Below are 12,223 nucleotides of genomic sequence, written 5' to 3' on the forward strand. Positions count from 1 at the left end.
CCGGGCCTGGTCGCAGCGGGTGGGGTCCATCGGCCTTGCGCAAGGCCGATGGACCCCACCCGCTGCGACCAGGCCCGGCTTCGCCGAACCAGGTCTCGCTGCCCTCACCTGAAGGGGAGGGCTTGACTCAGCCCCCCGACCCCATCCGCCTCGAAATCTTCAACAGCCTGTTCATGGCGATCGCCGAGGAAATGGGCGGCGCGCTTCAGCACAGCGCTTCGTCGATCAACATCCGCGAGCGGCTCGATTTCTCCTGCGCAATCTTCGACGGCGAAGGCCGCCTCGTCGCCAACGCCCCGCACATGCCCGTCCACCTCGGCTCGATGGGCGAAAGCGTCCGCACCATCCTCCGCCAAAGAACCAAAGATGGCCGCGGCATCCGGCGCGGCGACGCCTATGCCCTCAACGCGCCCTATGACGGCGGCACCCACCTCCCCGACATTACCGTCATCATGCCGGTGTTCGTGGCCAAAGAAGATGAGGGGGGCGAAGAACCGAACTTCTTCGTCGCCGCGCGCGGCCACCACGCCGACCTTGGCGGCATCGCGCCCGGCTCGATGCCGCCGGGCAGCAGCAGCATCGATCAGGAAGGCATTCTCTTCGACAACCGCCTGATCGTCGATGACGGAAATTTCCTCGATGCCGAGGTCCACGCGCACCTGACCACCGGTCCCTTCCCGGCCCGCAACCCCGCGCTCAACATCGCCGACCTCAAGGCGCAGGTCGCCGCCTGCCAGCGCGGCGCCAGCGCGCTCGCCGACCTCAGCACCGCGCACGGCGCCGGCGCCGTCGCCGCCTATATGGCGCACGGCCAGAAGCAGGCCGAGACCGCGGTCCGCCAACTCATCGCCCGTTTGAGCGACGGCCAATTCCGCTACGCGATGGACAATGGCGCCGAGGTCGCGGTGGCCGTCCGGGTCGACCGCGAGGCGCGCCACGTCACCATCGACTTCACCGGCTCGTCGCCGACCCTCCCCGACAATTTCAACGCGCCGATGCCCGTCGTCCGCGCCGCCGTCCTCTATGTGCTGAGGACCATGCTCGACGACCCGATCCCGATGAACGAGGGCTGCCTCGCCCCCGTCACGCTGATCGTGCCGCAGGATTCGATGCTGTCCCCCAGCTATCCCGCCGCCGTCGTCGCGGGCAATGTCGAGACGAGCCAGGTCATCACCGACGCGCTGTTCGCGGCGTTCGGCGCGATGGCGCCGGCGCAGGGGACGATGAACAATTTCACCTTCGGCGACGAAACGCGCCAATATTATGAGACGATCGCGGGCGGTTCGGGCGCCGGGCCGGGCTTCGACGGCACCGCGGTGATCCAGACCCACATGACCAACAGCCGCATGACCGACCCCGAAATAATGGAGACGCGCTTCCCGGTGATCGTCGAGGAATTTTCGATCCGCAAGGATTCGGGCGGCCGCGGCCGCTGGCCCGGCGGCGACGGCGCAAGGCGCCGCATCCGCTTCCGCGAACCAATGGCGGCGAACATCCTCGCGAACCGCCGCAAGATACCCCCCGCCGGCCTCGCGGGCGGCGAGGACGCCGCGCCCGGCCGCAACTGGGTCGAACGCGCCGACGGCCGCACCGAAACACTCGCCGCAACGGGCAGCGCCAACCTCGAAGCCGGCGACGCCTTCGTGATCGAAACGCCGGGCGGCGGAGGCTATGGGGAAGCCGAGGGGGAATAGTTTGACCCAGCCGTCGTTCCACTTTTCGTCATCCCCGCAAAGGCGGGGATCCCGCTTGGCAACCGCCGAGCTATCAACCCGTATTGGAAAGCTGGATTCCCGCCTTCGCGGGAATGACGCGCTTGGGAACACCCCGTGCTCGTCCTGATCGGCATCGCCATCATTATCGCGGGCTTCCTGCTCCGCTTCAATCCGCTGCTCGTGATCATGGCCTCGGCGCTCGCGACGGGGCTCGCCGCGGGGCTCGACATCAGCGCGATCATCGCCGCCTTCGGCAAGGCGTTCAACGACACGCGCTACGTCTCGATCGTCTGGATCGTCCTCCCCGTCATCGGCCTGCTCGAAGCCTATGGGCTTCAGCAGCACGCGCGTAGCCTGATCGATCGCATGAAGGGCGCGACGCTCGGCCGCCTGCTCACCTCCTACCTCCTGCTGCGCCAACTGATGGCGGCGGTCGGCCTGACCTCGGTCGCCGGGCATCCGCAGACCGTGCGCCCGCTCGTCGCGCCGATGGCCGAAGCGGCAGCGGAAGCAAGGAACGACGCCCTCACCGACGACCAGCGCGAAGAGGTCAAGGCCTTCGCCGCCGCCACCGACAATGTCGGCCTCTTCTTCGGCGAGGACATCTTCCTCGCGATCGGTTCGATCCTGCTGATGAAGGGCCTGCTCGAAACCTATGGCTACAGCATCGAGCCGCTGCATCTCTCGCTCTGGGCGATCCCCACCGCGATCACGGCTTTCCTGATCCACGGTTTCCGCCTCCGCCGCCTCGAAAAGCGGATGCGGAAGCGGGAGGCGGGCGCATGATCACGCTCGACTTCGTCTATATTCTCGCGGGCTGGACCTTCGCGCTCTTCGCGCTGCTCGGCCTGTATGACCGCACCAACCCGAAACGCTTCGGCAACGCCGCCTTCTGGGGCCTGCTCGCGTTGTCGATGCTCGGCGGCGACTATCTGACCGATTTCCAGAACGGCCTGCTCGTCCTCGCGCTCGTCGCGATCGCGGGCACCGGCCAGATCGGCCGCGCCCCCGGCGGCGAGGTATCCGCCGAGGTACAGGCCGAACGCGCCGCGCGCCATGGCAATTTCCTGCTTCTGGTCGCGCTGATCATCCCCGCGGTCGCGCTCGCGGGCACCTTTCTTTTCAAATATGTGCCCGGCCTCGCCGACCCCAAACAGGCGACGCTGATCTCGCTTGCGATCGGCGTGCTGATCGCGCTTACGGTCGGCATGGCGCGCTTCAAGCCCCTGCTCCTGCTTCCCGCGCAGCAGGGCCGCCGCCTGCTCGACGCGGTCGGCTGGGCGGCGATCCTGCCGCAGATGCTCGCCAGCCTCGGCGCGGTCTTCGCGCTCGCCGGGGTCGGCGAGGTCGTCGGCGGATTGATCGGCGGCGCGATCCCGCAGGGCAGCCTGTTCGGCGCGGTGCTCGCCTTCGGGCTCGGCATGGCCTTCTTCACGATGGTGATGGGCAATGCCTTCGCCGCTTTCCCGGTGATGATGGCGGCGGTCGGCCTGCCCTTGCTGATCAAGCAGTATCACGGCGATCCCGCGGTCGTCGCGGCGATCGGGATGCTCGCGGGCTTTTGCGGCACGCTGATGACCCCGATGGCGGCGAACTTCAACCTCGTCCCCGCCGCGCTGCTCGAACTCAAAAGCCCCTATGGCGTGATCAAGGCGCAGATCGGCACCGCGGTGCCGCTGCTCGCCGCGAACATCGTGTTTATCTGGCTGCTCGCCTTCTGATCGTCATTGCGAGCGAAGCGAAGCAATCTCCAGCTATCAGCCTTGCACAAGATCGATAGCTGGAGATTGCTTCGCTTCGCTCGCAATGACGCGCTAATGGAACATATGCACCTCACCTCCGACCACGCCACCCGCTTCGCCACCGCGACCCTGTCTCACCTCGGCCGCGAATATCCCTACAAGATGGATCTCGTCCTGACCGGCCCCGAGGATGCGAAACCCCCGCGCGCACATCACCCGATCTTCCACGGCAGCTTCGACTGGCACAGCTGCGTTCACGGCTGGTGGCAGATCCTCCGCCTCGCGCGGCGTTTCCCCGACCTGCCCGTCGCCGCCGAGATCCGCGCCCGCGCCGACGCAATGCTCGTCCCCGAAAAGGTCGCGGGCGAACTCGCCTTCCTCTCGCGTCCCATGTCCGCCGGCTTCGAGCGCCCTTACGGCTGGGCTTGGCTGCTCGCGCTCCATGCCGAGGCCGAGCGCCACGACGCTCCATGGGGCGCCGCGCTCGAACCGCTGGCACTGGCCTTCGCGGCGCGTTTCCACGCCTTCCTGCCCAAACTCACCTACCCCTTGCGCGTCGGCACCCATTTCAACATCGCCTTCGCCCTCCTGCTCGCGCGCCATTGGGCCGGGAGCCGCGACCCCGATCTCGTCCGCCTGATCGACGCCCGCGCCCGCGACTGGTTCGCCAGCGACCGCGACTGTCCGGCGTGGGAGCCCGGCGGCGACGAATTCCTCTCCTCCGCGCTCACCGAAGCGCATCTGATGGCCTCCGTTCTCGGCGAGGATTTCCCGCGCTGGTTCGACACCTTCCTCCCTCATGCCGCGGAGGAGCAGCCCGGCACCCTCTTCACGCCCGCCACCGTTTCCGACCGCAGCGACGGCAAGATCGCGCATCTCGACGGCCTGAATCTCAGCCGCGCCTGGTGCTGGCGGCGGATCGCCACCGCGCTCGGCCCCGTGCACCCCGTCAGCGCCGTCGCCGAAGCTGCAGCGGAGCGCCACCTCGCCGCTGCACTCCCGCACGTCACTGGCGACTATATGGGCGAACATTGGCTCGCGAGCTTCGCGCTGCTGGCACTCGACGGCCTCGCCGATTGACAAGCCTTCCCCTCACGGCGAGAGACGGCGGAAAGGGGAGACGACTGCCATGAAGACGCTGCGCCCGACATCGTTCGACGTCGCCGAGCGCGCCGGCGTGTCGCAATCGACCGTGTCGCGCGCGCTCCGGAACAGCCCCGGCGTCAATGCCGAGACCCGCGCCCGCGTCGCCGCTGCGGCGCGCGAACTCGGCTATGTCGTCGACCGCCACGCCTCGTCGCTGCGCCTGAAAAGCAGCGAGACGCTCGCGCTCGTCACCGTCTGCCGACCCGGCGAGGATCGCAGCGCGATCAACCCCTTCTATTTCGCGCTGCTCGGCAGCATCGCCGCCGCGACCTCGGCGCGCGGGTTCAACCTCCTCGTCTCCTTTCAGGAGAGCGAAGCCAATTTCCGCGCCGACTTCGTGGCGTCGGGGCTCGCCGACGCGATGATCGTCATCGGCACGACCAGCAACCGCGCCGCATGGGATTATTTCGCCGAGGCTCAGGCCACCGGCCTCGACTTCGTCTGCTGGGGCAGTCCCGGCGATCCGTTCCACTGGATGCGCAGCGACAACGGCACCGGCGGCCGCCTCGCCGCCGAGCATCTCGTTGCGAGCGGGCGCAGACATGTTGCCTTCGTCGGCCCGCAACGCTCGCCGCAGCGTCAGTTCGACGAGCGCCGCGACGGTTTCGTCGAAGCGCTTGGCCGCCACGGCATCACGCCGATCCTCACCGAGCCGCCCACCGCCGCCGACCGCCACGCGCAGGGCGTCGCCGCCGCGCACACTCTGCTTGCCCAGCATCCGCAAGTCGATGCCATTTTTGCGGCGAGCGACATGCTCGCGCTCGGCGTGCTTCAGGGCCTCAAGGAAGCCGGCCGCCGCGTGCCACAGGATATCGCGCTTATCGGCTTCGACGGCATCCGCGCCGGCAACATGGCGGACCCCGCGCTCACCACGATCGAGCCCGATCTCGATGCCGCGGGCGAAGCGCTCGTCGCGATGGCGCTCGAGGACGAGGATTTCGCGCACAGCGGCACCCGCATCCCCGTCCGTCTCGCGGTTCGCGGCACCGCCTGACCGCGCCGCCTCACCGTTACACACTGTCGGCGGGCCATGACCCGCCGTAACCACTTGTTATCTATACCCTGCCTAGGATTGTTGGGGGGGCCCGAGGCAGGATACCGCTTTGACGGGACAGCTTTTCATTTCGCTTCTCAATCCGGGCATCGGCCTGGCGTTTGCGGCTGCCTTTTTCCTGATGTGGCTTCAGCGGCGCGAGCGCTACATCGCCTATGCCGCGGGCGCCTATCTCGCCACCGCCATCGCCTTCCTGTTCCAGGATGTCGTCCCGGCGATGCCGATGGAATTGCAGCGGCTTCCCGCCAATATCGGCTTTCTCGCCACCGGCGCGCTGTTCGCCGCCGCGATCATCGGGCGGTACGGCCTGCCCATACCGTGGCGCGCGATGGCGATCGTCGCGGCGCTGTCGACCGCGGTCTTCACCTGGTTCCTGCTCGCCCAGCCGAGCATTCCGGCGCGCATCTATGCGATCAGCGTCGGCGCGGGCGCGATCGCGCTAATGGTGGTGCGCGCCCTATGGCCCATCGAGCGGCCGCACCTGATCGACCGCGTCCTGTTCTGGATCGCGGCGCTCTCGGCGGCGAATCTGCTCATTCGCCCCGTCGTCATCCTGACCTTCAGCGGCGGCTTCGACGATTATGTCGGCTTTCAGCAGTCGCTTTACTGGACGACGGTGCAGTTCAGCCAGGCGATGGTATCGATCCTCGCGGCGATCAGCCTGATGGTCGCGGTTGCAATCGACATGCTCGCCGAACTTCGCGCGGAAGCCGATGGCGATCCGCTCTCAGGCCTGTTCAACCGTCGCGGGTTCGAAGCGAAAGCCGCGGCGATGCTACGCCGCTGCGCCGACGAGGCACGCCCCGTCAGCCTGCTGATCGCCGACCTCGACCGTTTCAAGAGCATCAACGACACCCACGGCCACGCGGTCGGCGACGCGATCATCGCGGCCTTCGGCGCGCTTGCCCGGACTGCCAGCCCGGCGGAAACGATCGCGGGCCGCATCGGCGGCGAGGAATTCGCTCTTCTTCTTCCCGGCTCGGGTGTCGAGAGCGCGCGGCAACTTGCCGAGGCGATCCGCACGGGGCTTCAAGCCGCCTGCGCCGACCGCATTCCCGCAACCCTCTGCCCGACCGCCAGCATCGGCCTCGTCGCCGGCGCCCCGGGTGACGGCCTGTCGCGCCTGCTGCGCGATGCCGACCAGGCGCTCTACGAAGCGAAGCGCGCGGGCCGCAATCGCGTCCGCGCCTTCGCCCCCGCACCGGTGCTCCCCGTCGCGACCAGCGCCTAGCGGGATCGACCGTCTCTCCCCACCCCCTTGCATTTCCATGGTCTGGGCGTAAGGCGGCGCCAACATAAACCCGCGCGTGCGACTCCCGTTGGCCCCGCTCTCCCGCTTCGCCATCGGACAGTCATTCCCCGCCGCGCCAACATGGGGACTGCAATCCTATGACGACCACGGGCCACGACACGCTGGGAACCCGTTCGACGCTGAGCGTCGGCGGCAAGACTTACGCTTATTATTCGCTCGACAAGGCCGCGGCGAAGCTCGGCGACGTGTCGCGCCTGCCCTTCTCGATGAAGGTACTGCTCGAAAACCTCCTCCGCTTCGAGGACGGTGGCTTCACCGTGTCGAAGGATGACGCGCAGGCGCTGGTCGACTGGCAGAAGGATCCGCATTCGAACCGCGAGATTCAGTATCGCCCGGCGCGCGTGCTGCTGCAGGATTTCACCGGCGTGCCGTGCGTCGTCGATCTGGCCGCGATGCGCGATGCGATCGCCACCCTCGGCGGCGACACCACCCGGATCAACCCGCTCGTCCCCGTCCACCTCGTCATCGACCACTCGGTGATGGTCGACGAATTCGGCACGCCGAAAGCGTTCGAACAGAATGTCGAGATCGAATATTATCGCAACGGCGAGCGCTACGACTTCCTGAAATGGGGATCGAAGAGCCTGTCGAACTTCAAGGCGGTGCCCCCGGGCACCGGCATCTGCCACCAGGTCAACCTCGAACATATCGCGCAGGCGGTGTGGTCGAGCGAGGATGCCGACGGCAACACCGTTGCTTATCCCGACACCTGCGTCGGCACCGACAGCCACACGACGATGATCAACGGCCTCGGCGTGCTCGGCTGGGGCGTCGGCGGGATCGAGGCCGAGGCCGCGATGCTCGGCCAGCCCGTGTCGATGCTGATCCCCGAAGTCGTCGGCTTCAAATTCACCGGCCGCCTCAAGGAAGGCGTCACCGCAACCGACCTTGTCCTCACCGCGACCGAGATGCTGCGCGCCAAGGGCGTCGTCGGCCGCTTCGTCGAATATTTCGGCCCCGGCCTCGCTTCGCTGAGCCTCGCCGACCGCGCGACGCTCGCCAATATGGCGCCCGAATATGGCGCGACCTGCGGCTTCTTCGGCATCGACGACAAGACGATCGATTATATGCGGCTGACCGGCCGCAGCGAGGAAAATATCGCGCTGGTCGAAGCTTATGCCAAGGCGCAGGGCCTGTGGATCCAGGAAGGCGCCGCCGACCCCGTGTTCACCGACACGCTCGAACTCGACCTCGGCACCGTCGTCCCCAGCCTCGCCGGGCCGAAGCGGCCGCAGGACCGCGTCTCGCTCCCCGATGTCGATGATGTGTTCAACGCCGACATGGCGAACACCTATAAGCGGGCGGGGACGCGCGTTCCGGTCGAGGGCAAGGATTTCGACATCGGCGACGGCGACGTCACCATCGCTGCGATCACGAGCTGCACCAACACCTCGAACCCCGGCGTCCTCGTCGCCGCGGGGCTCGTCGCGAAGAAAGCCGACGCCTATGGCCTCAAACCCAAGCCGTGGGTCAAGACCTCGCTCGCCCCGGGGTCGCAGGTCGTCACCGACTATCTGGAAAAGGCCGGGCTGCAGTCGCATCTCGACAATATCGGCTTCAACCTCGTCGGCTATGGCTGCACGACCTGCATCGGCAACTCGGGCCCGCTCGCCGAGCCGATTTCGAAGGCGATCAACGAGAATGGCCTCGTCGCCGCCGCCGTCATTTCGGGCAACCGCAATTTCGAGGGCCGCGTGTCGCCCGACGTGCGCGCCAACTTCCTCGCCTCGCCGCCGCTCGTCGTCGCCTATGCGCTGAAGGGCACGGTGATCGAGGATTTCACCACCACCCCGATCGGCCAGGCCGAGGATGGCACCGACGTATTCCTCAAGGACATCTGGCCCACGAATGAAGAGGTCGCGACCGTCGTCGCGGGCGCGGTGAGCCGCGACATGTTCGAGGCGCGCTACGCCCATGTCTACACCGGCGACCAACATTGGCAGAAGATCGAGGTCGAGGGCAGCGACACCTATCAGTGGCGCGCGGGCTCGACCTATGTCGCCAACCCGCCCTATTTCGAGGGGATGACGATGACCCCGGCGCCGGTCAGCGACATCGTCGGCGCCAAGCCGCTCGCGATCCTCGGCGACAGCATCACCACCGACCACATCAGCCCCGCCGGCAGCATCAAGGCCGACAGCCCGGCCGGCCAGTGGCTGATGGAGCATCAGGTCGCGAAGGCCGACTTCAACAGCTACGGCTCGCGCCGCGGCCACCACGAAGTGATGATGCGCGGCACCTTCGCCAATATCCGCATCAAGAACGAAATGGTCCCCGGCATCGAGGGCGGCATGTCGCGCTACGGGCAGGAGGTCATGCCGATCTACGACGCCGCGATGCGCCACAAGGCCGACGGCACGCCGCTGGTGGTCGTCGCGGGCAAGGAATATGGCACCGGCTCGTCGCGCGACTGGGCGGCGAAGGGCACCAACCTGCTCGGCGTCCGCGCGGTGATCGTCGAAAGCTTCGAACGCATCCACCGCTCGAACCTCGTCGGTATGGGCGTTCTGCCGTTGCAGTTCCTCGAAGGCCAGACTCGCGAGACGCTGGGCCTGACCGGCGACGACAGCTTCACGATCAAGGGGGTGGCCGACATCAAGCCCCGCCAGACCGTGACGGTCGAGGTCACGCGCGCCGACGGTTCGACCTTCAGCTTCGACACGCTCTGCCGCATCGATACGGCGAACGAGGTCGAATATTATATGAACGGCGGCATCCTGCACTACGTGCTGCGCAAGCTCGCCGCCTGACGCCGAAACGCAATCGATTGAAAGAGTCGTGTGTCCCCGCAAAGGCGGGGACCCATCTCCGGCCGGTTCGATATGGCACCGGCCGGAGATAGGCTCCCGCCTTCGCGGGAGCACGCGGCTTTGTTTCGCAAGCGAGGAGTGGACCTCCTCCTTATCTTGCCAAGGCCGGGACCCTGATCGATATTCCGGGCGCTCGATACGTTGAGCGCCGGGAGGGAAAGGGGCAGGCATGGATGCGCTGGAGATCGCGATCGAGGTCATCGGCTGGGCGGCTGCCGTGCTGATCCTCGCCGCCTATGCCCTGCTGTCGTTCGGCAAGCTCGAAGCGCGCGGCCGCGTCTATCAGGGGATGAACGTCCTCGGCGCCGCCGGCTTCATCGTCAATTCGGGCTATCACGGCGCGCTGCCCAACGCCGCGCTCAATGTCGTCTGGGTCGCCGTCGGCCTCGTCACCCTGTGGAACGTCCGGCGTGGGCGGGAGGCGAATATCGCCGGGTAAGATGGTGGGCGCTGACGGGCTCGAACCGCCGACCCTCTCGGTGTAAACGAGATGCTCTACCAACTGAGCTAAGCGCCCCAAAAGGGAAGCGCGCCCCTGCCATAAGCCGCTCGCGCTGGCAAGCGCCGCCTATTCCTCCAGCGCCTCGCAATAGCGCGCCATCGCATCGGCGGCGCCTTCCGACAGCGCGATGAAGATGCGGCGCCCGTCGAGCGGATCGGCCTCGCGCAGGAACAGCCCGGCGTCGGTCATCGTCTTGATCCAGCGAAGCGCGGTCGTCGCGGGAACCGCGGCGGCGATGCACAGGCTCGACACCGATACCGGCTGCCGCTCCAGCCGCGCCGCATAGAGGTCGAGCAGCATGTCCCACGCCGGATCGGCGAAGAGGTCGGCGGGAAAATATTGCTCGCGCATCCGCCGCTGACGCAGCATCCGCCGCACCGCTTTCGCGCGCTGGCGGTCGATCGTGCGCTCCTCGGGGACGAAGCTGCGCGGCATCGCGGCGAAATCGCGCGCCGGCGCGCGAACCTGTCCGGTATAGTCGCCGAACCCCTCGTTCGCGGGCGCATAGGATGCCGGCGTGCCGGGAAGGCCGACGCGCGGCTGCCCCGCAAGCTCGCCGAGCAGGCGCGAGATGCGCGCCACCTCCTCCTGCAACTGGTCGATACGTTCCATCGCCGGATCGCGCGTTACTTCGTGCATCGCCCGATACCATTCGCGCCGCGCGGCGGCCAACGCGACGAAGCGATCGGTCGCGTCCGCATCGACGAGCCATTCGACGCGAAGCGCGCCAGGCGCCACCGCCATCAGCCGGTCGAGTGCACCAAAAGGAGCCTCGCATACCAGACGACAGGATTTCGCGACAGCGACGCCGCAAAGGGCGGCGAAGGTTTCGGGCTCGATGGCTTCCTTCGATGCGAGCCAGAGAATGTCGGTGATCGGCCTCGCGCGCAGATGATCGGCCGCCTCGGCGGCCTCGACGCACGAGACGCGCACGCGGTCCATCGCCGCAAGTTCATCGGCGCGCATCCGCGATCCCACCAGCAGCAGCGACGAGACCGCGCCCGGTGTCGATTCCGTATCGGCCCCGGCGCCGAATGCCGATGGCGGAAAATCCCCCGATCCGGGTCGAATCTGAATCGCCTGTTCCATGCCACATCCCCCCATTTCCTCGCTCCGCCCCGGTGTCCTTATGTCGTCATTCCGGCCATATTCACCTTTTGTTCGTTCCCATTTGCCGCCAATTCGGACCTAGCGGAGTCCTGTCCATAGGTCGGCACGGAAGCAGCCGGTCGGGATTAGTCCAATTTGGACCCTGTTTGTTCTTTTCGTCAATCCCTTATTTACGCTTGCCAAGCGCGCCGCCACGGATCAGGCGCCGGCCCATGCCGCTGTCGATCGTCACCCGCATGCGCTGGCGCCGTCGCTTGCGTTCGCTCGCCGCACTACTTTTGCTCGCCGGTCTCGCGGTCGCCGTCTGGACCAGCCAGCCCCCCGCCGCTGTCGCGCCGCTGGTGCGCGTCATCGACGGCGACAGCCTGACCGTGCGGCAGGAGGATGACGGCACACTGACGATCCGCCTGACCGGGATCGACGCGGTCGAATATCGGCAGGATTGCGCGCGCGCCGACGGCAGCCGCTGGCCGTGCGGCCATAACGCGCGCAGCGCGCTCGAACGGCTCGCCGGGCGTGGCCCGCTCCATTGCGACTATGCGGCAAAGGACCGCTATGGCCGCACCCTGGCATCATGCCGGACGCAGCCGGGCCCCGACGGGATCGATCTTGGCGCCGAAATGGTGCGGCAGGGTTGGGCCGTCGCGACCGGCGACGCCTATGCATTCGAGGCCGCCGAGGCGGAGGCGAAGCGGCGCGGCATCTGGCAAGGCCGCTTCGACCTGCCCGCCGACTGGCGCGCGGCGCACGCGCGGTCCGCGAGTGCGATCACCCTGCCTGACGCCTAGATATGCATCCGCTTTTCGGCGGACGTTTTTGCGGCTAGGGCGAG

Annotated in this window: 10 protein-coding genes and 1 tRNA gene; 9 read left to right on the forward strand and 2 right to left on the reverse strand. The window is 67.3% G+C overall.

The window, feature by feature from the left end; genetic code table 11:
* From VHO04_RS00640 to VHO04_RS00675, 8 genes are all read left to right on the forward strand, one after another.
* The coding region (locus tag VHO04_RS00640) for a hydantoinase B/oxoprolinase family protein (protein ID WP_414713065.1) at positions 1-1,694 on the forward strand (1,694 nt) is incomplete at its 5' end.
* Between the two features lie 135 nt (positions 1,695-1,829).
* Complete coding sequence (locus VHO04_RS00645; RefSeq protein ID WP_329626552.1) at positions 1,830-2,501, forward strand: DUF969 domain-containing protein; 672 nt, start codon at positions 1,830-1,832, stop codon at positions 2,499-2,501.
* Entirely contained in the window at positions 2,498-3,436 is a 939-nt protein-coding gene (locus VHO04_RS00650) for a DUF979 domain-containing protein (RefSeq protein WP_329626553.1), read from the forward strand. The genes VHO04_RS00645 and VHO04_RS00650 overlap by 4 nt, the downstream gene beginning before the upstream one ends.
* Positions 3,437-3,532: 96 nt before the next feature.
* A complete protein-coding gene (locus VHO04_RS00655; RefSeq protein WP_329626554.1) occupies positions 3,533-4,537 on the forward strand; it encodes a DUF2891 domain-containing protein in 1,005 nt (334 codons plus the stop codon).
* Positions 4,538-4,586: 49 nt separating this feature from the next.
* Positions 4,587-5,597 carry a LacI family DNA-binding transcriptional regulator gene (locus VHO04_RS00660; RefSeq protein WP_329626555.1) on the forward strand — a complete coding sequence of 337 codons (1,011 nt, stop codon included), beginning with the start codon at positions 4,587-4,589 and terminating at the stop codon, positions 5,595-5,597.
* A 109-nt stretch (positions 5,598-5,706) separates the two neighbouring features.
* Complete coding sequence (locus tag VHO04_RS00665; RefSeq protein WP_329626556.1) at positions 5,707-6,888, forward strand: GGDEF domain-containing protein; 1,182 nt, start codon at positions 5,707-5,709, stop codon at positions 6,886-6,888.
* 158 nt (positions 6,889-7,046) lie between these two features.
* Complete coding sequence (gene acnA / locus VHO04_RS00670; RefSeq protein WP_329626557.1) at positions 7,047-9,719, forward strand: aconitate hydratase AcnA; 2,673 nt, start codon at positions 7,047-7,049, stop codon at positions 9,717-9,719.
* 229 nt (positions 9,720-9,948) lie between these two features.
* Positions 9,949-10,218, forward strand: a complete 270-nt coding sequence (locus tag VHO04_RS00675; RefSeq protein WP_257544989.1) for a CBU_0592 family membrane protein — start codon at positions 9,949-9,951, stop codon at positions 10,216-10,218.
* Positions 10,219-10,220: 2 nt separating this feature from the next.
* Here the strand turns inward: VHO04_RS00675 and VHO04_RS00680 are convergent.
* Positions 10,221-10,296 (reverse strand) — tRNA-Val (locus VHO04_RS00680).
* A gap of 51 nt (positions 10,297-10,347) precedes the next feature.
* The gene (locus VHO04_RS00685) at positions 10,348-11,370 is read right to left on the reverse strand and encodes a MarR family winged helix-turn-helix transcriptional regulator (RefSeq protein WP_329626558.1); all 1,023 of its coding nucleotides are present in this window, start codon (positions 11,368-11,370) and stop codon (positions 10,348-10,350) included.
* Between the two features lie 233 nt (positions 11,371-11,603).
* On the opposite strand from VHO04_RS00685, the gene VHO04_RS00690 reads away from it, so the two are divergent.
* The gene (locus VHO04_RS00690; protein WP_329626559.1) at positions 11,604-12,179 is read left to right on the forward strand and encodes a thermonuclease family protein; all 576 of its coding nucleotides are present in this window, start codon (positions 11,604-11,606) and stop codon (positions 12,177-12,179) included.
* The last annotated feature ends 44 nt before the right edge of the window (positions 12,180-12,223 follow it).

Source organism: Sphingopyxis sp. (assembly GCF_036261875.1).
Lineage (GTDB): Bacteria > Pseudomonadota > Alphaproteobacteria > Sphingomonadales > Sphingomonadaceae > Sphingopyxis.

Excerpts from the sequence above, each read along its gene's own strand:
- VHO04_RS00650 (WP_329626553.1), top strand. The coding sequence starts at position 2,498 with ATGATCACGCTCGACTTCGTCTATATTCTCGCGGGCTGGACCTTCGCG.
- VHO04_RS00655 (WP_329626554.1), top strand. The coding sequence starts at position 3,533 with ATGGAACATATGCACCTCACCTCCGACCACGCCACCCGCTTCGCCACC.
- VHO04_RS00660 (WP_329626555.1), top strand. The coding sequence starts at position 4,587 with ATGAAGACGCTGCGCCCGACATCGTTCGACGTCGCCGAGCGCGCCGGC.
- acnA (WP_329626557.1), top strand. The coding sequence starts at position 7,047 with ATGACGACCACGGGCCACGACACGCTGGGAACCCGTTCGACGCTGAGC.
- VHO04_RS00675 (WP_257544989.1), top strand. The coding sequence starts at position 9,949 with ATGGATGCGCTGGAGATCGCGATCGAGGTCATCGGCTGGGCGGCTGCC.
- VHO04_RS00685 (WP_329626558.1), bottom strand. The coding sequence starts at position 11,370 with ATGGAACAGGCGATTCAGATTCGACCCGGATCGGGGGATTTTCCGCCA.
- VHO04_RS00690 (WP_329626559.1), top strand. The coding sequence starts at position 11,604 with ATGCCGCTGTCGATCGTCACCCGCATGCGCTGGCGCCGTCGCTTGCGT.